The organism is Exiguobacterium sp. UBA7533 (assembly GCF_002479335.1).
Taxonomy (GTDB): domain Bacteria; phylum Bacillota; class Bacilli; order Exiguobacteriales; family Exiguobacteriaceae; genus Exiguobacterium_A.
Genome location: NZ_DLMP01000003.1, coordinates 94,404 through 114,091 on the forward strand (window position 1 = coordinate 94,404; position 19,688 = coordinate 114,091).

Consider the following 19,688-nt stretch of genomic DNA (forward strand, 5'->3'; position numbering starts at 1 on the left):
ATTAACGTTTTTTTGTGTTCTTACGTCTTTTCGTAGGTGGAGCGGCTGGATCCGCTAGCTCACGCAATTGATTGACTTCTTTTTTTGAAAGTTCACGCCACTCGCCAGAAGTAAGACCTGCCAGTGTCAAGAAACCAAACTGTTCACGTTTCAACTTCAAGACTTCTGAACCGAGTGTCTCGACCATTTGACGGACTTGGCGGTTATGTCCCTCGTAGATGACCATTTCGAGGATAGCCGTGTTTTTCTTCTTATCGATGTCACGCATCTCGACGCGTGCTTTCCCTGTCTTAAAGCCGTCCGGCAAGACGACGCCTTTTTCAAGACCTTTGACGTGGAAATATTCCGGTACGCCTTTGATTTTGACGATGTAACGCTTCGGTACCTTATACTTCGGGTGAAGCAGAAGGTTTGAGAATTCACCGTCATTCGTCATCAACAGAAGACCGCTCGTATTGTAGTCGAGACGACCGACTGGGAAGACACGATGACCTGGTGGTACGAGATCGACGACCGTCTTACGTCCTTTATCGTCTTCAACCGTCGAGACGACACCTGTTGGTTTATATAGCATGTAATAAACGTGTTCTTCCCGCTCGAGCTTGACGCCATCGACTTCGACTTCAGCACGCGCTCCAACTTTCGTTCCGAGCTCCGTGATGACTTTCCCGTTGACCTTAACGCGACCTGCTGTGATCAATTCCTCTGCTTTACGCCGTGAAGCGACACCTGCTTGTGCGATGATTTTTTGTAACCGTTCCATTAATTCACTCTCTCCTCTAATGAAGGATCATTCCGGAAGAAGAGATCTCCATCTGATTCGAACGTTTCTTCGAACTCGAGTGGTGGTAACTCCTCAATACTATTCAGACCAAAGTGGTCCAGGAAATGATCCGTCGTCTTATACAATTTCGCGCGACCAACGCCTTTGGCGCGTCCCGCTTCTTCAATCAAACCTTTTGCACTTAACGTATGGATGACGCGTTCCGTCTTGACGCCACGGACGACTTCGATATCAGCACGCGTGACGGGTTGTTTGTACGCGATGATGACGAGTGTCTCCATCGCTGCTCGAGACAAGGAGTCTTCTGCAAGTGAACCCGCATACGCCTGAATATACGGCGACATCTCTTTTCGTGTCACCATCTTAAAGACGCCACCCGACTCTACGATTTGCAACACACGCTGCTCTGCTTCGAATGTCGTTTGAAGAGCCAGCAACTGTTCACGCGCTGCCGCTTCACTGATCTCTAGTGCTTGACTGAGACCACGTGGATCGATCCCATCGTCTCCGACGACGAATAACAGGCTCTCAATGATTTGTTCATACGCCAATCTGACTCTCCTCCTTCACCATGCTCCGCAATAGGATATCATCGGTCATCTGTTCACAATCAATGACCCGTTGCTTCACGAGTTCTAGAACAGCGAGGAAGCTGACGACTAGTTCTTCGACCGTCGGTTGCTCCGCAAAAAAGCCGAAGAATGTCGTCCGCTCACGGGTCGCGACGTACCGGGCAACGGACTCCATCTGTTGCTCGAGTGAACGTTCTTCCCGTTTGACCGTCTTCGAACGGCGTACCTTCCAGGCTTCCCGTTGGCGCATTTTTTCGTAAGCACGTAATAAATCACTCAGTGATAACGTACCGTTATACTCTTGTGCATCCGTATCGAGATAACGCATCAAATCCTCTGGTTGTTTCGAGAACAGCTCAAGGCGTGCCTCTTCCTTTTCTTTCAGGACGAGTGCTGCTTCCTTGTATGCTTTATACTCGATCAACTGTTGAATCAGACCTTCTCGCGTCGGTTCTTCCTCGAAATCGGGAATCTCATCGTAATCCGTCTGTTCGATCGGCAAGAGTTGTTTGCTTTTCAGTTGCAACAGCGTCGCTGCCATGACAAGATATTCACTAGCAACATCTAGTTCAAGATGCTGCATCGCACGGATATAGGACACATATTGATCCGTCACCATGGAAACGGATATATCATAAATATCGATTTCTAATTTACCAACCAAGTGTAACAGCAAGTCCAGCGGGCCTTCAAACGCATCCATCTTTACACTGTATGATTCCATGATTCTCCCTGCCCATCAACGTTTTTTTGCGCCTTAGTATACCATACAACAGATGGGTTCGACTATGTTATATTCAAAGGAAGAGGTGATTCCATGAATCCGATCGAGCGATTCGTATTTGAATTCAACATTCGGCACGATTACTTCGAGTGCCATGAAATCTTAGAGGAAGTCTGGCAAGAAGGACAACGCCAGGACGAGGCGCTTGTCGGTCTGATCCAACTGGCCGTCGCCCGCTATCATCACCGCCGCGGAAATACGACTGGGGCACAGCGGACATATGCGAAAGCATTCGATAAAATCGAACGTCACCGGGCATCACTAATTGCGTCCGGGATCGACGTCTCATATTTGCTCGATCATCGCGACCATTTTACGGATAAGGTCTATCGACACATCCCGTTACCTGTCTTCTCGGACGTCATCCGAGCCGTCGCACTTGAAGCGACAGCACCTGATCTCGACTATGTGACACATAAACACCGTTTACGCGATCGTACGGATGTCGTCACGGCACGACAAGAAGCGCTACAAAACCGAAGAGACCGGTCCATCTGAGCCATGGACCGGTCTTTTTATTGATTTTTCCATTTGTCGACGAGGCGTTGCGTCTCTTCGGTCGCACCCGTAATATCCGTTCGAAGAAGCTTGGCTGCTTCATCGAGTAGGAGATACGACATCCGTTCTCCACGGAAAGACGGTGATAATGCGATATGTTTCAATTCAGCATGGCCATCCATTAATTGAAACCCAATGACACCGACGAAATCCTCATCTTGTTTGTACAAATACAAGCGTTGGTCTTCTTCCTGTTCATAGGCTTGAACCGTTTCAAGCAAATACTTCGGATCCTTCACTTCGCACGAAAAGGCAATCAGCCCCATCGCGGTCCGTTCATTCAACTTCTTATATTTTACTAGCATGTGATTCTACACCTTCCTAATTTCAACAACTCTCAGGAGCATGAACGACTGAGACTCATTCATTCTACACCTTCTCACACAGAATTACTGCATTTTTTTCATAATCCATGAAAATGCAGGAGACCGTCACGTGACGTCCCCTGCATCTGAATCACGCTTGTTCTTCCATCACTTGGATGAAGGCACGCATGTAGTCCGGTAGATCGGGCGGACGACGACTCGAGACGATATGTCCGTCGACGACGACGGCTTCATCATGCCAAATCGCACCCGCATTCGTCATGTCATCCTTGATTCCTGGCGTACTCGTGACGTTGACACCTTTTAAGATGCCGGCAGAGATCAGCACCCAACCAGCGTGGCAGATTTGACCGATCGGTTGTTTGTTCTGGTCAAAATGACGCACCATGTTCAGAACAGAGTCAAAGCGGCGTAATAGATCGGGCGACCAACCACCTGGAACAAGAATCGCATCGTATTCTGCTGGATTGATCTCATCGAACGTCTTATTCGATTTGATTGGGACACCGTACTTCCCGATATATGTTTCATCCGCTTTCTCACCGACGATGTCGACGATTGCGCCTTCTTCACGTAAGCGATGGACTGGATACCATAATTCTAAATCCTCGAAGTCATTGCTGACGACTTGGATGATTCGTTTTCCTTCTAAACGCATGACAAACACTCCTTTTCGAGTTGAGTTCCCTTACTGATTGTACCCGGTTCTAAAAAAAGAAAAACTCCTCTTCGAACGTTCGAAGAGGAGCAAGAACTTACGCTTCGACGCGGATTTCTTTGATGCCAGCGCCTTGCTTCATTTTTTGTGCATGTTCGAGACCTGAAGTCACTTGTCCGAAGACCGTGTGTACGCCGTCGAGGTGCGGTTGTGGCTCGTGTACGATGAAGAACTGGCTCGATCCTGTGTTACGACCAGCGTGTGCCATCGAAAGTGAACCCGCTTTGTGTTTGTGTGGGTATGATGTTGACGTTTCACAAGGAATCGTTTTTCCTGAACCGCCTGTACCGTTTCCGATTGGGCATCCGCCTTGTGAGACGAAGCCTGGGATGACACGGTGGAAGTTCAATCCATCGTAAAAGTTCGAGTTTGCAAGGTTTTCGAAGTTTTCAGTCGTGATCGGTGCTTCATCGTTGAACAATTCGAATTCGATTTTATTTCCATCTTCTAATAAGATATGACCAGTTTTTTGCATGTTTGACCAACCTTTCGTGCTTTTCAGCAAGAGATTCGTCACGATTCAAGATCGTGATTCCATGGTACAGTGTACCAAATTTCAGGACGTCGTGCAGACCTTTTTACTCGACGGCTGCCTCTAACACATCGAGTGTCACCGAATCTGTTGCTTCGACACGAATCCGAATTCCATTCGCAAGTGTCGTGACGGGATCCGTATGCCCGAAGTCCGCATCGAGAATGATCGGGAAATCATAGCCTCGCGTCGCGCGCAGAATGATGTCTTTGAGCGGGAAGTCCGGATCAAAATCGACTTTGCGCGGGAAACGGCCGACGACGAGTGCCGCAATCTTGTCATACGCACCCATGTGTCGCAATTGCGTGAAATACCGGTCGATCGTTTCTGGTGTCTCACTCTCGTCATCCTCAAGCATCAAGACGACACCGTCAAACGATGGCAAGTAAGGTGTTCCGGCAAGCAGTAAAAGTGTTCCCGTGTTCCCCGTCAGAATCGGACCTTCTGCGGCACCGGTCTTAACGATCGTGTACCCTGCGTTCACTTGATGTTCTCGTCTTCGGTCGTCCGCGACATCCCAGCGTAAAACCTCATCTGTCCACTCCTCAGACGCTTCGATCCGACCAATCGGCTCCGTCTGCATGAACGTACGTTTGAACGATTCTTCGGTATACGGATCAAGACCATCGAATTGACCGAACTGCGTCAGCAGTGCGGGTCCGACGAACGTCGTCAATCCTGTCTGCTGATAGATCCCAGCAAACAGTGCCGTGATATCGCTGTAACCTACGAAGATCTTCGGATTGTTCCGGATTAATTCATAATCGAGTTCGTCGAGTAGCTGGTGCGAGTTAAACCCACCGATCGTCGAGATGATCGCCTTGATCGACGGATCAGCGAACGCCATATGTAAATCTTGTAGCCGTTCCCCGATCGTTCCTGCCGTATGACTATGAACAGCCGTTGCATTCGGCATCAAGACGACCTCGAAGCCCATTTTTTCAAGTGTTGCGATACCGCGGGCGAGACGACGCGGTACGTATGCTGCGACAGCAGACGCTGGCGAGACGATGGCAATCTTATCCCCTTTTTGCAAGCGTGGTGGTTTCATGAGAGTTCCCCCTTTTTCATTACAAGTATTTCCAGTATAACAAATTGAATAGGAACCGCGTACTCTCATTTTTTCCATCCATCTTACAGCTTCACGAAGAGCGAATCTCCGTTCTCAAGCAATTCTCCTTTTTCCGAAACATAATCGACCTTGACTGTCATATGTTGAAGAATCTTTTGTTCGCGCAACGACTTTGCCCACGCTGTGACCTGCGCTTTATCCTGTTCGTGTCGCTTGCGTGGAACGTCCACTAAGAGCGTCGGAGCGACTTCCTTCCGTAAATAAGCCTTTGAATCAAAACGCGCGTTACCTAGCTGCTGTATTTTATCGTTGTCATAAAGTATGGTTACGCTCAATTGATTGTTCAGTTGTTCGAGAGTCGGCGACGGGATCCGTCGCTCTAACCGATCTTCCCAAAGTGACGCATGATACGAGTCAACGAACCTCCCCGACTCCTCTTGTTGATAGACGAAAAATTCAGTATTCGTTTTTTCTTCTATCGCGCGTGCGGCATATTCAAATGAAAAATTGCCCATACTATCGTAAACACTACCGGTCACTCGTGCTTCATTTAAATACTTTTGCTTTTCTAAGTAAACCTTGGCTTCGTTTTTTATTTTCGCTTCTTCTTCTGCGTCTGGCTTTGTACTTTGCCAAAAGGAAAAAACTAGTATGACAATGCCGCATCCGATGACTCCGATTAGACTGAATAACAGGATGGTCAAACGTTTCATAAGCTTCATGAATACTCCCCCTCTTTTTCAATACCAATTTTTTACACTTTTGATTTTATCACAAAAAAGAGTAGTGGACGACGTCCACTACTCAAGTATTGTTGATTGGATTGCTTACTGGATAACAGCGTGAACGAGCGGGCGTTCTGCCGGTTTCGTTTCACTGATATGGTACGCGTGATCCATTTTTTCGATTGCTTGATCGAGTGTTTCTTTGTTTGAACGAAGTGTTGCGATGACATCGCCGACTTCTACACGGTCGCCGACTTTCTTGTGCAACGTAACGCTTGCTGCGTGATCGATCTCATCTGCTTTCGTCGCGCGTCCTGCACCGAGGATCATTGCTGCAACACCGACTTCGTCAGCGATGATTTCAGAGACATAACCTGCTTTTGAAGCGACGAATGTTTTTTCGTATTTCGTTTCAAGTGCTTTTGTCATGTCATCAACGAGTGACGCGTCGCCACCTTGAGCTGCGATGAACTTCTTAAAGACGTCAAGTGCTGCTCCGTTACCGAGACGTGTTTCGAGATCCGCATATGCTTCGTCAAACGTCGGGTAGAAATCACCGAGGACTGCCATGTGTGATGCAATCGTTAAGGCGATGACTTTCAAATCACGGACATCTTTCCCTTGAAGGACTTCAATCGCTTCCTTGACTTCGTTTGCGTTTCCGATTTCAAAGCCGAGCGGCTGATCCATGTCCGTAATGACAGCAACCGTCTTACGGTTGACACTCTTACCGATCGAAACCATCTCTGTCGCAAGTGCTTTTGCATCTTCGAACGATTTCATGAAGGCACCAGAACCCGTCTTGACGTCGAGTACGATGCTGTCTGCTCCTGCTGCAATCTTCTTCGACATGATTGAACTTGCGATCAATGGGATCGAGTTGACCGTCGCCGTGACGTCACGAAGGGCGTAGAGTTTTTTGTCTGCAGGCGTTAGGTTACCCGTTTGACCGATGATTGCCATCTTGATGTCGTTGACTTGTGAGACGAACGCTTCTTCTGAAAGCTCGACGTCAAAACCAGGGAATGCTTCGAGTTTGTCGATGGTTCCACCTGTATGACCGAGTCCACGACCGCTCATCTTCGCAACCGGAATGCCGATTGACGCAACGAGTGGTGCGACGATCAGACTGATTTTGTCACCGACACCGCCAGTTGAGTGTTTGTCGACTTTTTTCCCGTGGATACGTGAAAGGTCGATCACGTCGCCCGAGTTGACCATCGCCATCGTCAAATCAGCGATTTCACGATCTGACATTCCTTGATAGAAAATCGCCATCGACATCGCTGACATTTGGTAATCTGGAATCTCACCATTCGTGAATCCTTCTACCATTGCTTGAATATCAGCTGTTGCGAGTTCGCCACCGTCTCGTTTTGTTGCAATCAAATCTACCATACGCATAATCTAGTTCCTCCTCAGGAGTGGTTTGTGAGTTTTATAAACAGTCGTTACATTTTTTTGATCGAACCGCGAACGAGTGATAGGAAGTGTGCCCGGACACGTTCTGTCGTTTCGATGACTTCATCATGATGTAACGGTTGGTCGAGAATACCTGCTGCCATGTTCGAGACACACGAAATTCCAAGGACACGCATATCTGAATGACGAGCAACGATGACTTCAGGGACCGTCGACATACCGACGACGTCTCCTCCAAGCATCCGTGCCATCTTGACTTCTGCTGGTGTCTCATACGTCGGACCAGTATTTCCGAAGTAGACACCTTGACGGACACGAATACCGAGCTCGTCCGCTGTTTCCTGTGCAAGACGAAGTAATTCCGCATCATACGGCTTCGACATATCCGGGAAACGTGGTCCCATCTCGTCGACGTTCTTACCGATCAATGGGTTCGTACCGAAGAAGTTGATGTGATCCGTGATCAACATCAAATCACCTGGTTCGAACGCTTCGTTACAAGCACCCGCTGCGTTCGTGACGATCAATGTCTCGACGCCGATCGCTTTCATGACGCGTACTGGGAACGTCACCATATCCATTGAGTATCCTTCGTAGAAGTGGAATCGTCCTTGCATCGCAACGACTTGTTTCCCTTCAAGTGTTCCGAAGACGAGTTGTCCGGCGTGTCCTTCAACCGTTGAGACCGGGAAGTTCGGGATTTCATGGTATGGAATTGCGATCGGGTTTTCGATCTCATCAGCGAGGACACCCAGTCCTGAACCGAGAATCAATCCGATTTCCGGTTTCGCCTGCATCTTGCTTTCTAAAAACGAACGTGTTTCATTCCAGTTGACTGTCATCTGAATCGCTCCCTCGAATTATAGTTCTGTTAAAAAGCTTGTTCCGTGTGCCGGCATTTTGACACCGAAGTTTTCAGCAACCGTTGCCCCAAGATCAGCGAACGTCTCACGGATACCGAGCGGTTTTGCGACACTGTTTTTGTGATAAGCAAGCAACGGTACGTATTCTCGCGTGTGGTCTGTCCCAGCATGAACCGGATCGTTTCCATGGTCAGCCGTGATGATCAAGAGATCATCTTCTTTCAAGCGATCAAACACTTCCGGAAGACGGGCATCGAACTCTTCGAGTGCTTGTCCGTAACCTTGCGGATCGCGACGGTGTCCGAACAATGCATCGAAATCGACGAGGTTCAAGAAGCAGAGTCCGTTGAAGTCTCGATCGAGTTGCTTCACGAGTTGATCCATGCCGTCCATGTTCGACTTCGTACGGATCGCATCGGTCACGCCTTCGCCGTCATAGATATCAGCAATCTTACCGAGTGAGATGACATCAAGTCCAGCTGTCTCAAGTTCGTTCATGACTGTCCGGTCGAATGGTTTAAGTGCATAGTCGTGACGGTTCGCTGTCCGAACCCATGCTCCTGCCTCACCAAGGAATGGACGTGCGATGATACGACCGAGCATGTACGGGTCATCCCGCGTAATATCGCGTGCATATTCACAAATCCGGTACAGTTCCTCTAATGGAACGACTTCTTCATGAGCTGCGATTTGAAGGACAGAGTCTGCCGACGTATAGACGATCAAGGCGCCTGTCTCGACATGTTCTTGTCCGAGTTCGTCGAGAATTTCCGTACCAGAAGCCGGTTTATTCCCGATGATCTTCCGCCCTGAGAACTCTTCTAAGCGATGAATCAAATCATCCGGGAATTTTTCGAAGACACGGAATGGTGTATCAATCCGGAGTCCCATGATCTCCCAATGCCCTGTCATCGTATCTTTCCCTGCAGATACTTCCTGCATTTTTCCGTATGCCGCAAGCGGTGCTTCTTCAGCTGAGATACCTTCGATCGGTTCGATATGCGAGAGACCGAGTTTTGCCATGTTCGGCATGTTGAGTCCGTTGCGTTCACGCGCGATGTGACCGAGCGTATGCGAACCAAGATCTCCGAACTGTTCAGCGTCCGGTGCTTCTCCGATTCCTACGGAGTCCATGACGATCAAAAATACACGTTTAAATGATTGAGCCATTTGCTGTTCCTCCTATATACGAGCTGTAGTTGTGCGATTCCCGTTACGATTTTTCCCGGAAAGGGACTAGACAAAACGCATCATTTGTCTGAAGTCAGACCTTTAAAAGATAGAACCATCACGCCCGTGGATGATGTTTCTTATACACGTCGTGGAGTCGTGCTTTGTTGACGTGTGTATACATTTGTGTCGTCGACAAATCAGCGTGTCCTAGCATTTCTTGTACGACGCGTAAATCGGCACCATTTTCAAGTAGATGGGTCGCGAACGAATGGCGCAGGACGTGTGGTGTGATCTCTTTTTCAATACCCGCTTCCTTTGCCCGTCGCTTGATCATCTTCCAAAATCCTTGCCGTGATAAACGATCACCACGACTGTTTAAGAAGACATCGTCCGTCTGTTGACCACCGAGACTGTTGCGCGCGAGATCAAGATATGTTCTGACGCTCTCAATCGATGTCGTACTCATCGGGATGATCCGGGATTTATTCCCTTTCCCAAGACACGACAGATACCCGAGTTCGAGTTGCAAATCGTTCAACTTCAGTTGGAGCAGTTCGCTGACGCGCATGCCTGTTCCATAGAGAAGCTCAAGCATTGCTGCATCTCGTCGTGTAAGCGGATCGACACCGACGACCGAATCAAGTAAACGTTCGACGTCGGTTTGACTCCAGACGACGGGAAGCTTCTTCTCCGGTTTCGGTAAATCAAGATGACGGGACGGATCATGCGTCGTTAGTTTCTCTTCGACCAGATATTGATGGAACGAACGGATTGAGCTCGTCGCCCGCCGGACCGTCGATCGTGACTTGCGTGCTTCAAGCAATCGTTCAATGTGGTCGACGATATGATGTCGGTGAACCTGTTCAAACGAAGAAACTTCCGCTGTTTCGAGCGTCTGTAAGTATTGATTCAAATCATTTCGATACGCAGCTGCCGTATTCGCGGACATTTGCCGTTCAATCACTAAATAGTTGATAAATGCTTCCAGTTGTTCACGCACTGAACTCATCCTCTTCGTTTACGAAATCGCTTACTTTCCCATCATATCAAAGGTGTAAACCGTTGTGAAGAGGTCTGACCTATAAAAATCGAAAAAGAAAAACCATCCGAAATTTCCTCGGACGGTCAGACTGTTTGTGTTTGCGATTGTTCCAACGCTTCCCGAGCGTGACGCTCTTGGCAGACACGGCAGACGCCATGGAATGTCAGGCGGTGATCCTTGATTTTGAAATGGAATCGGGACACGATTTCTTTCTCTACTTCTTCAAGCATATCGTCTAAAATCTCTTCGACGGATCCACATTCGATACAGACGAGATGGTGATGCGAATGACTCGCACCTTCTTGTCGTAAATCAAACCGGGATACGCCATCTCCGAAGTTGACCTTATCGACGACTTCGAGCTCCGTCAATAATTCGAGCGTCCGGTAAACCGTCGCAAGTCCGATGTCGGAGTTCTTTTCTTTTACAAGGAGAAAGACATTTTCGGCACTGAGGTGATCCGACTCATGTTCGAGCAGGACACGCACAGTCGCTTCACGTTGGGGAGTCAGCTTATATCCTTTACCGCTTAGCTGTTTTTTGATGCGTTCTACACGACTTTCCATCATAGCGCCCCCTTTGTTCGAACTGATGCTATTATCATAGCTGAAACTCAGTCTTTTTTCAAATTAAAATGATTATCAACTGAAAATCATTTAAATGAGAATCATTTTAAAGTACGGATCTGCCAATGCTGAATCGCCATGATCGTCTTCGCGTCGACAATCGTTCCGTTTGCTACGAGTTCGAGCGCTTGTTCAAGCTTCAATGTTTTGTTCTCAAGGAACTCATCTTCATCGAGCTGACGATCACCGGCAGTAAGACCAATCGCTTCATAAATATGTACACGTTCGCTACAGAAACCAGGCGCACCGTAGAAATCAAAGACATGTCGTAACTCTTTCGCGACGTAACCTGTTTCTTCCTTTAATTCACGTCCGGCACAATCGAGTGGATCTTCACCTTTCTCGAGTTTGCCCGCTGGTATCTCGATCGATAGACTCTCGAACGCCTTCCGATATTGTTCAACGACAATCAGATCCCCTTGTTCATCAAAAGCGATGATGGCAACGGCACCATTATGATAGACCAGTTCACGAACCGAGGTATTACCGTTCGGTAACGTGACGACATGTTTCTCGACATCAAAAACTTTTCCTTCATAGATCACTTCACGTTCAATCGTTTTTTCTTCCATCGGTAGTGTTCCCCTCTTCTATCCTAGTTTACGTTCTCTGTCATGATTAGTATGCCGTTTCCGACGTATTGCCGCAAGACTTCAAGCCGTCTTTTTCATAAGATATGATACACTAGAATGCAGAAGTTCCAAACTTACAGTTCATTTAAGAAAAGAGGGAATTGAACATGTCATTAGGATTAGGTACGATGACGATCTTAAAACGCGGACAGGAAGAAGCGGCAGCAATCCTGCGGACGGCACTCGACGCGGGTATCACCCATTTCGACACAGCGGATGTCTATGCAAACGGAGCCGTCGAATCGATTATCGGTCAAACCTTCGCGCAAGAGGATCGTAGTCGATTGTTTCTTGCCTCAAAAGGTGGCAATCGAATGAATGCGACCGGAACCGGTTGGACATGGGATCCGAGTTATGACTATTTGAAGCAAGCCTGTCTTGAAAGTTTAAATCGACTCGAAACACCTTACCTCGACCTATATTACGTCCATGGTGGCACGATGGACGACGATATCGACGCATCGATTCGCGCGATGGAAGACTTAAAAGCAGAGGGGAAAATCAAGGAATATGGTCTCTCGTCATTGCGACCGAACGTCATCGAATATTGGCTTGAGCATAGTAATTTCTCTTACTTGATGACGCCTTATTCATTGCTCGATCGTCGCATCGAAGAGTTGTTACCACGCTTAAAAGAGAAAAACATCCAAGTCGTTGCCCGCGGTCCACTAGCAAAAGGACTGTTGACACACGAAAGTGCCTCACGCCTGCAGTCGGTTGATCGTTTCGAACAGTTCGATAAAGAGACGCTCGAAGCCAGTCTACAACAATTACAAAACTTCCCGCTTCCAGCGCTTGCATTGCAAGCAATCGATCAACAGGTCGATATCGTCCTTCCAGGTGCGTCAAGCGTGTCGCAACTTCAAGCAAACGTCCAAGCGATGAGAGAGCCGGTTTCGCAAGCTCAGATCGACCAGGCGCTTGCTACACTGCCAGTTCATCACTATACCGAACACCGGTAAGGTTTAACACTCCATTTCTCCGGGAATCTCCTTCTTTGTAACGTTCATACAGAGGAGGAGTTTTATTATGGCACGTATTTTAATCGTATCAACAAGCGCAGATGACATGAATGGTCACAAAACAGGATTATGGTTCGAGGAGTTCGCAGCACCTTACAACCTGTTCAAAGATGCAGGACATGACGTGACGGTCACGTCCATCAAAGGCGGAGATGTTCCAATTGATAAAGCATCGATCGTCAAAGAGATCTTACCGAAATTCCAAGATGCTCGCCGTGCGTTGCACGATACGAAAGCACTTTCTGAAGTAGATCCAGCATCATTTGACGCTGTCTACTTCCCAGGTGGTCACGGTGCGGTCGTCGACTTCCCGAATAACCCACAAGTGGCGAGTGCTATCGAAGCTGTCATCAAAAAAGACGGCGTCGTCGCATCGGTCTGTCATGGTCCTGCTGCCTTCGCGCACGTCATGATCGATGGCAAACCCTTCGTATCAGGTCGTCAAATCAACGGCTTTACAGATGAAGAGGAAAAATCAACAGGTCTCGAAGATAAAGTACCATTCTTGCTCGAGACGACACTTCGCGGTGAAGGGGCTACTTTCCTGACATCGGATGCTGGTAAAGAGTTCGCTGTCATCGATGGCAATGTCGTTACAGGACAAAATCCGGCTTCAAGTGAAGCAGTCGCAAAACTAGTCCTTGCGAAACTGGCTACACAGGCTTAATCGAGTAGTCTCTATACAAAATGGAGCAGGCGACATCATGTCGTCTGCTCCATTTTTTGACGTGAATTATAACCGATGAAGCGAATCCAATCGTTCGAGATCGGCTTCTGTCTCACGCTTTTTTCGTTCAAGCCGCTTTAACTCGTCTTCGAGTTGTTGCTGTTGAGCTCGCAGCATTGATCGTTCTTCCTCTGTAAAGGAACGAGCTACTTCTTTTTCTTTGAAATACCACCACTTTTTAATTTTCTCAGGTGGTGGTCCGATCTCAATCTGTTGCTCATGCTGTTTGACCTCATCCATTTGTTCAGCATGGGCCAATTGAAGCTGTTCTAATTCTGTCTCATAAGCTGTTTGTCTAGCTTCAAGAATCGGTGTCAGGTACGCAAGGATATGCGCCGTCAAGTCTCGCTCGACGACTCGTCGTAATACATCTCGACGAAGTGAGGCTTCCGAATTGCCCGAAGCATTCTTCCAGACGGTTGGATCCGCCTGTTCTAGAATCTCCTCTTCTTCCGCTTCTCCGAGCCAGCGTAATTTGAGTAATAATGGCTCGAGGAGTGCCTCCTCTACATACGCCGTAAATTGCGAATACGACGTCGCTTCTCGCGTCAACGGTTCTTCATGTAGGTGAAATAACGCTTCTGCCTCTTCTTCGATCCAGTCTTCGTAATCATTAAAGTACATGGTTTAACTCCTTACTTCATCTCATCAAAAACAAGACTGGCTCGAATCCGCCATCTACATGACAGTCGAGCCAGTTTTGTTAGACGTTCGCTCCGTTTTTTTTGATTTCCGCGATCGCCCAATCACACCAGTCCAAGTAATTCAACATCATACGCAAGCCGTATTCACTCGTCAAGGTCTCACCTAGTGTCGCACCGTTCTCGAGATGGTCGTGACGCCAACTTTGCATCATCTCGACGGCAAATTGATGGTGTCGCTTCGATTCTTCTAGATAAGCGACAGCTTCCTCTGGTGGGAGAAGATGCAAGAGCGAGACACGCATCAAGTTCTCATCCTTCATCTTCGGTTTGAATTCATTTGGTGTCCGTAACCATTCGACGAGCTCCGTCCGCCCTTTATCGGTAATCGAATAGACTTTCTTATCCGGCAGATCTTCTTGAACGATATGAACGCTCGTCACGAGTTCTGCCTCTTCCATTTTCAACAACTCTCGGTATATTTGTGTATGATGTGCGGTCCAGAAGTGGATCATCTGTTTTTTAAAAGTCGCGCTCAAATCATAACCGGTCGCTTCCCCTTGGGTCAGCAGCCCGAGTAGTGCAAATCGTAATGCCACTGGCTGCACCTTCTTTCCTTCTTTTGTATATATACTTAATTATCTCAAATATACCTGAATTTCGCTACTCTCGTGTCGAACAAATGTACGAATGAAAACGACCTACGTCGACATCACATTCGATCGTAGGTCGTTCTGTGTCATGATTCTCAAGATTAGCTTAGGTTACGTAATCTTTCGATTCCCTGTTGGACATGTTTCCAGTAAGAAGAAGGATGCGGAACGAATTGATGACGATCGAACCATTCTCCTGTTTTATCCTGAATACGCTCAATCGTCACGTCAGCGATGCGATCCAACTGCTCAATCGAAAAAGCGATTAATCGTTTCACTTCGGTTTCCTGGAGCATATACGATTCTAACGCTTGATCACTTTGTGCGAGAAACACATGGCATCGTTCACAATCCCAAAGTGTCGCATCCCGAAACTCCTCCTCCTGAACTCCAAGAGGTATTAGTTGATCAAAGGTATAAGCTAAACCAATCTCTTCTTCGAGTTCCCGGACACCATCTTCAACCGTCTCATTTGCAAGCAGATGACCGGCTGCCGTGATATCGAGCATTCCCGGAAAGTCCTTCTTTTGTTCAGAACGTTGCTGGAGCAACACGACGTCCCGCGTTGGATCATAGACGAAACAATGAAACGTTTCATGCCATAGACCTTTTGCGTGGACTTCTGATCGCGGACACGGTCCGAGCGGATTCCCAGCTCGGTCCACCGTCATGATCATCTCTTGTTCACTCATCGTAACACCTTCGATGCTTGATGGAATCGTTCTCCAACCGTATAGAGTTCAGCGATCAAGAAGACACTTGCGATCCAGATGATAGCACTTGGAAACAGAATCATCGCCGTCAAGAATAGAAATCCTTCCGTTCGTTCGATGAGTCCTGGTTGATATTGAAACGACTTGTAACCGTAGTTCTCACTAACTGCTCCGATCGCAAGGAACATCGTCATCCCAATGACGAATGATGCGACAAGTAACAGAATCACAACCTGCGTTTCCGGAAACCGGAGTGCGAGACCAATTAACACTGACAGTTCGACAATTCGGTCGAGAACAAGATCAAGGATCGTACCAATTGGTGTTGTCTTCTCTTTTCTTGCCATCGTGCCATCAATAACGTCGAGCATACCCGAGATCCACAATAGGACAATTGCCGTTCCCATCATGTCGTTATAGACGAAAAAGCCTGTCGCACCACCGATGATACCCGAAATGATCGTCACCTGCGTCGCTGATAATCCAATTTTCTTAAATAAGGTCGCCCCTTGATCAAACAGGGGTTGAACGATTTTACGCGCACGCGTATCTAACATGTCACCCCTCCTTTCTAACGATATACCCTTCTATCGAATGAATCGTCTCGTCTGAAGAAAGTACGAGCCGTTCGCCTGATGGCCGTTCCACTTCGTAGAACCGAACGCCATATTGAATGAGTTCTTTCGTAATCGTAACACGCTCATCCGTTTCCTTCGTCGGTCTTGAGACCAAGTTAACTGACGTCAACGGATACCAAGTCGCTTCGATGTAGATGCCTTCACCGAAAAACGGACTTGTCTGACTGAGCGTGATCGGTGTGCCGCGATCCACGATCCGTCCTTGTTCCAAAACATAAATGACATCTGCCATCGCCATTGCCTCTTCCCGGTCATGCGTGACAAGCAGTGTCGTGACGCCTTGTTCCTCGGTCAACTTTCGGATCAATGTCCGAAGTTCTCGTCGTCTCGGTACATCTAGACTCGAGAACGGTTCATCGAGCAACAAGAAGTCCGGCTGACTCGCCAGCGCACGAGCTAGACTCGCACGTTGCTGTTCACCACCTGAAAGTTCGTGGATGGCACTTCGTCCTCTCCCCTCGAGTCCAACGCGATATAACCAAGAATCAAGTTCGATCGGTGTTAACTGTTTCGCACCGAGGCGAATGTTTTGTTCAACGTTCAAATGCGGAAACAATAAAGAGCGTTGAAACATCATCGTCACACCTCGTTGATTCGGAGAGAGTGTCGTGACGTCTCGTTCCCCAAATCGAATCACTCCACTCGTCACACGTTCGAGACCCGCAATCAGGCGGAGAAGCGTCGTTTTCCCGCTACCACTCGGTCCGACTAAAGCCACGCATTGTCCAGACGCGATGCTTACATCGATATCAGACAACACTTGTTTGCTTCCAAATCGTTTATTGACTTGTTGTATCGTGACTTCCATTTAAACGCCTCCGTACGATTCGTATCCAGCTAGAAAAAATAACGGCTTGTAATACATAAAAAAGAATAGGTAATCCAATCAACCAAAGTGTCGCCAGACGAGCTGCCTCCTGGGAATTACCAGAATACGCCGGGAACACTTCCAGTGCGATCATGCGGACGATTCCGCCTCCAATCAACGCAACAAGAGCATATTGACTGATCGTGATCACGGTGACGAGCAACGTCACGGACTGTAATGTCGATCGTAACATCGGTCCCGTCAAATAAAACCAACGTTTGAATCGATTTCCTTCGAGCAAGACCATCTGTTCGAGCATCCGCTCACCGAGCGTCTGAAATCCGTTCGTGTACAAACGGACTGTATATGGCAATGTCGGCAGAAGCAACACGAGCAGTACACCGAAAAAACGATCTGCCAGACCGAGCCGGATCCATGTCAAATAGAGACCGAACGACAACAATAAGACGGGAACGAATAGCGGCAAACTAATCAAGAACTCTGCTATACGAATGCGTGTCCCGGTTTGAAAAGCGATCGCTTTTCCTGCCATGTATCCGAAGAGATGATTTAACAATATAACGGCACAGACCATCGCAATGGTCGTACCAAGCGTTGCTTCAAGACGCGGATTCCAATTCCATTCTCCCGGAATTAAACCGATCAATGGAACGTTGAAAAGAAGAACAATACATACGATGACGCTAGTTTTTTTCATTCACTTCGCCCCCTACTGATCTTCGTTGCCAACGGGCGGGTTAAACCCGTCATGAGCACTAGTAAGAGGAAAAGTCCACCCGTCAAGACGACACTCATCGCAAAAGCGAGCGGTTGTTCCGATAAATCACCTTGTGTGTATAAGTCAAAGGCATAGACGCCAAGTAATTTCGGATAGGTCACGCCGAGTAATGCCGGAATTTCATACGCAAATAAAATAAAGGCAAGTAAGATAAAGCCGGCTTCAAGCATGGGAACGAGCAGGAACACACCCCGTGCATGCCAGAATCGGCGCACTGGCGATAAATCGAGCATCATACCGAGTTCTTGGTAACGTGGATCGAGACGTCGTACAACCGGTAAGAGATAAAAAAAGACGAACGGAATTTCTTTATATAGATACGTCAAGATGACACTGATGTGGTTCCCTTCATGCGGTCCGATGATCGGCACATCACTGAGGTAGAGGATTGCGAGATACGCCGCTCCTAGATGAGGAATGAATAACGGAATCGCGAGCAACACCGCTAGCCGTGTTCTGCTCAAGATTCGTGCGAGCATCACACCGATGATCAAGGCAATGCCCGTACTCACGATGGCAACGTAACTACTGACGGTTAGACTCTCTAAAAAGACGTCATCCGTCAGTAGCTCATGATAGTCGGCGGGTGACGTCATTGAAACACTGACCCACAGCCCGTATAAGACCATCCCTGCCATCAGAATTGCAGCAGGATATATGTTACCGCGCCACACGAGACGGCCATTCCTTACGGATCATCTCGAAGACCGATGGATCTAGTTCCGTCCGGACTTTCCCTTCAAAGACACTCGGCTTCGGTGTCGACGGTGCGGCCGGTACATCAGCGAACTGCTTTTGTTCTGCCTGATCAAGTGTCGACAAATCGAGACTCGTTCCATCGCCCCAGTAAGTCGCATCATATTTTTTCAATTGTGCCTCTGGTGACAACAGCGTATTGATCGTAACGAGTGCACCTCTCGGGTTCGGTGCGTTGAATGGTACGGAAAGGAAATGGGTCGATGCGATTGAGCCATCCTTCAAAACAATCGGACGCGTTTGTTTCGGAAACGTTCCTGACTTCACTTCTTGTTCTGCCCGTCGTTCGTTGAAGCCCATCGTGAAGTCGACGTCTCCCTTCGCGTATAACTGATCGAGTTGCGCAAGCGTCTTCGGATACGTCTTCCCCTTTTTCCAGAGGTACGGTTTGATTTCGTTCAGGTAAGCCCATGTCTTCTTGAAGTCTGCTTTTGGGTCTTTTAGGGTCGCGTTCGATTCGACACCATACATGACGTGACGGACGAAGGCGTTTCCTGTAAAATCCGTCACTTCTGGATACGTGAAGCGTCCTGGATTTTCCTTGACCCAAGACTTCAACGCTTGTAAGTCCTTTGGTGGCGACTTTACATCAGCTGCGTCATAGTGCAACGTATATTGGACTTTTCCCCATGCGGCTTCGAGCCCGTCTGTTTTCGTACCGCTATCTGAACTTTGGGCGGCAGCATCAACGTATTTCATGTTTGGAAGAACTTTTGTAATTTCCCCATAAAGTAACTCATCTTTTTTAGCATTCAAGAAGTTATCGCCATTAATCCAGACGACATCGATGACGCCTTTTTCCTTACCTGCCTTTTTCTCAGCACGTAATTTTTGAATAATGTCTGCCGTCTCGATCGGAACGCGTTCGAGTGTAATATTATGTTCCTTCTTCAGACGGGGCGTCACATATTCATCGATATAAGCGTTGATTCCGTCATCGCCCCCCCACATGTACATCCGAACCGTTGATTTTTCTGCTTCTTTCTCAATCGTCTGATAAGCGGTTCCTAAAACGTTTTTCGGTTCCGGTGTCGCATCCGGCGTCCCGCACCCGGCAAGCAAGGTACCTAAGGCAAGAAAGCTCATTACTTTTGTTTTCATT

At 47.9% G+C, this 19,688-nt stretch carries 25 protein-coding genes; 3 read left to right on the forward strand and 22 right to left on the reverse strand.

The window, feature by feature from the left end:
* Position 1 precedes the first annotated feature (1 nt).
* The 3 genes from B2U10_RS05985 to B2U10_RS05995 are packed head-to-tail and all read right to left on the reverse strand — an operon-like array spanning position 2 to position 2,080.
* Positions 2-763, reverse strand: a complete 762-nt coding sequence (locus B2U10_RS05985) for a pseudouridine synthase (protein WP_023467688.1) — start codon at positions 761-763, stop codon at positions 2-4.
* Positions 763-1,335: an SMC-Scp complex subunit ScpB gene (gene scpB / locus B2U10_RS05990; protein WP_023467687.1), complete on the reverse strand. Its 573-nt coding sequence runs from the start codon at positions 1,333-1,335 to the stop codon at positions 763-765. The genes B2U10_RS05985 and scpB overlap by 1 nt, the downstream gene beginning before the upstream one ends.
* Positions 1,325-2,080 carry a segregation/condensation protein A gene (locus B2U10_RS05995; RefSeq protein ID WP_214747763.1) on the reverse strand — a complete coding sequence of 252 codons (756 nt, stop codon included), beginning with the start codon at positions 2,078-2,080 and terminating at the stop codon, positions 1,325-1,327. The genes scpB and B2U10_RS05995 overlap by 11 nt, the downstream gene beginning before the upstream one ends.
* Positions 2,081-2,173: 93 nt before the next feature.
* Between B2U10_RS05995 and B2U10_RS06000 the strand changes: the two genes are divergently transcribed.
* On the forward strand, positions 2,174-2,638 hold the full coding sequence (locus B2U10_RS06000) for a DUF309 domain-containing protein (protein ID WP_023467685.1): 465 nt from the start codon (positions 2,174-2,176) through the stop codon (positions 2,636-2,638).
* Between the two features lie 17 nt (positions 2,639-2,655).
* Here the strand turns inward: B2U10_RS06000 and B2U10_RS06005 are convergent, their stop codons facing one another.
* From B2U10_RS06005 to B2U10_RS06055, 11 genes are all read right to left on the reverse strand, one after another.
* The gene (locus tag B2U10_RS06005; protein ID WP_023467684.1) at positions 2,656-3,003 is read right to left on the reverse strand and encodes a GNAT family N-acetyltransferase; all 348 of its coding nucleotides are present in this window, start codon (positions 3,001-3,003) and stop codon (positions 2,656-2,658) included.
* A 151-nt stretch (positions 3,004-3,154) separates the two neighbouring features.
* The gene (locus tag B2U10_RS06010) at positions 3,155-3,682 is read right to left on the reverse strand and encodes a type 1 glutamine amidotransferase domain-containing protein (protein WP_035398198.1); all 528 of its coding nucleotides are present in this window, start codon (positions 3,680-3,682) and stop codon (positions 3,155-3,157) included.
* 97 nt (positions 3,683-3,779) lie between these two features.
* Positions 3,780-4,217: a peptidylprolyl isomerase gene (locus B2U10_RS06015; RefSeq protein WP_023467682.1), complete on the reverse strand. Its 438-nt coding sequence runs from the start codon at positions 4,215-4,217 to the stop codon at positions 3,780-3,782.
* A gap of 103 nt (positions 4,218-4,320) precedes the next feature.
* Positions 4,321-5,325 (reverse strand): S66 family peptidase, encoded by a 1,005-nt coding sequence (locus B2U10_RS06020; RefSeq protein ID WP_290786322.1) that lies wholly within the window; start codon positions 5,323-5,325, stop codon positions 4,321-4,323.
* A gap of 83 nt (positions 5,326-5,408) precedes the next feature.
* Positions 5,409-6,068, reverse strand: coding sequence for a hypothetical protein (locus B2U10_RS06025; protein ID WP_290786325.1), 660 nt, complete (start codon positions 6,066-6,068; stop codon positions 5,409-5,411).
* 105 nt (positions 6,069-6,173) lie between these two features.
* Positions 6,174-7,475 carry a pyrimidine-nucleoside phosphorylase gene (locus B2U10_RS06030; RefSeq protein ID WP_055967087.1) on the reverse strand — a complete coding sequence of 434 codons (1,302 nt, stop codon included), beginning with the start codon at positions 7,473-7,475 and terminating at the stop codon, positions 6,174-6,176.
* Between the two features lie 47 nt (positions 7,476-7,522).
* Positions 7,523-8,335 carry a purine-nucleoside phosphorylase gene (locus B2U10_RS06035; protein WP_029341181.1) on the reverse strand — a complete coding sequence of 271 codons (813 nt, stop codon included), beginning with the start codon at positions 8,333-8,335 and terminating at the stop codon, positions 7,523-7,525.
* A gap of 18 nt (positions 8,336-8,353) precedes the next feature.
* On the reverse strand, positions 8,354-9,526 hold the full coding sequence (gene deoB / locus B2U10_RS06040) for a phosphopentomutase (protein ID WP_035408904.1): 1,173 nt from the start codon (positions 9,524-9,526) through the stop codon (positions 8,354-8,356).
* A gap of 118 nt (positions 9,527-9,644) precedes the next feature.
* Positions 9,645-10,529, reverse strand: a complete 885-nt coding sequence (gene xerD, locus B2U10_RS06045; protein WP_035408906.1) for a site-specific tyrosine recombinase XerD — start codon at positions 10,527-10,529, stop codon at positions 9,645-9,647.
* Between the two features lie 125 nt (positions 10,530-10,654).
* Positions 10,655-11,137 carry a Fur family transcriptional regulator gene (locus B2U10_RS06050; RefSeq protein WP_023467675.1) on the reverse strand — a complete coding sequence of 161 codons (483 nt, stop codon included), beginning with the start codon at positions 11,135-11,137 and terminating at the stop codon, positions 10,655-10,657.
* Between the two features lie 101 nt (positions 11,138-11,238).
* Positions 11,239-11,769 carry an NUDIX domain-containing protein gene (locus B2U10_RS06055; RefSeq protein WP_035408909.1) on the reverse strand — a complete coding sequence of 177 codons (531 nt, stop codon included), beginning with the start codon at positions 11,767-11,769 and terminating at the stop codon, positions 11,239-11,241.
* 167 nt (positions 11,770-11,936) lie between these two features.
* Between B2U10_RS06055 and B2U10_RS06060 the strand changes: the two genes are divergently transcribed.
* A complete protein-coding gene (locus B2U10_RS06060) occupies positions 11,937-12,791 on the forward strand; it encodes an aldo/keto reductase (RefSeq protein ID WP_035408912.1) in 855 nt (284 codons plus the stop codon).
* Positions 12,792-12,858: 67 nt separating this feature from the next.
* Positions 12,859-13,518 (forward strand): type 1 glutamine amidotransferase domain-containing protein, encoded by a 660-nt coding sequence (locus B2U10_RS06065; RefSeq protein WP_035408915.1) that lies wholly within the window; start codon positions 12,859-12,861, stop codon positions 13,516-13,518.
* A gap of 66 nt (positions 13,519-13,584) precedes the next feature.
* Here B2U10_RS06065 and B2U10_RS06070 read toward each other — a convergent pair whose 3' ends face one another.
* The 8 genes from B2U10_RS06070 to B2U10_RS06105 all read right to left on the reverse strand — a co-directional run bounded on the left by B2U10_RS06070 (position 13,585) and on the right by B2U10_RS06105 (position 19,687).
* Positions 13,585-14,202 carry a hypothetical protein gene (locus B2U10_RS06070; RefSeq protein ID WP_290749119.1) on the reverse strand — a complete coding sequence of 206 codons (618 nt, stop codon included), beginning with the start codon at positions 14,200-14,202 and terminating at the stop codon, positions 13,585-13,587.
* 79 nt (positions 14,203-14,281) lie between these two features.
* Entirely contained in the window at positions 14,282-14,818 is a 537-nt protein-coding gene (locus B2U10_RS06075) for a PadR family transcriptional regulator (protein ID WP_035408921.1), read from the reverse strand.
* A gap of 155 nt (positions 14,819-14,973) precedes the next feature.
* Positions 14,974-15,564, reverse strand: coding sequence for an NUDIX hydrolase (locus B2U10_RS06080; protein ID WP_290749115.1), 591 nt, complete (start codon positions 15,562-15,564; stop codon positions 14,974-14,976).
* Positions 15,561-16,142, reverse strand: coding sequence for a CDP-alcohol phosphatidyltransferase family protein (locus tag B2U10_RS06085; protein ID WP_035408929.1), 582 nt, complete (start codon positions 16,140-16,142; stop codon positions 15,561-15,563). The genes B2U10_RS06080 and B2U10_RS06085 overlap by 4 nt, the downstream gene beginning before the upstream one ends.
* 1 nt (position 16,143) lies before the next feature.
* The gene (locus tag B2U10_RS06090) at positions 16,144-17,031 is read right to left on the reverse strand and encodes an ABC transporter ATP-binding protein (protein ID WP_035408932.1); all 888 of its coding nucleotides are present in this window, start codon (positions 17,029-17,031) and stop codon (positions 16,144-16,146) included.
* Positions 17,003-17,749 (reverse strand): ABC transporter permease, encoded by a 747-nt coding sequence (locus B2U10_RS06095; RefSeq protein ID WP_290749110.1) that lies wholly within the window; start codon positions 17,747-17,749, stop codon positions 17,003-17,005. Before B2U10_RS06095 ends, B2U10_RS06090 begins: the two co-directional genes overlap by 29 nt.
* Positions 17,746-18,504 carry an ABC transporter permease gene (locus B2U10_RS06100; RefSeq protein WP_290749107.1) on the reverse strand — a complete coding sequence of 253 codons (759 nt, stop codon included), beginning with the start codon at positions 18,502-18,504 and terminating at the stop codon, positions 17,746-17,748. Before B2U10_RS06100 ends, B2U10_RS06095 begins: the two co-directional genes overlap by 4 nt.
* Positions 18,491-19,687, reverse strand: coding sequence for an ABC transporter substrate-binding protein (locus tag B2U10_RS06105; RefSeq protein WP_035408940.1), 1,197 nt, complete (start codon positions 19,685-19,687; stop codon positions 18,491-18,493). The genes B2U10_RS06100 and B2U10_RS06105 overlap by 14 nt, the downstream gene beginning before the upstream one ends.
* Position 19,688: the final 1 nt, after the last annotated feature.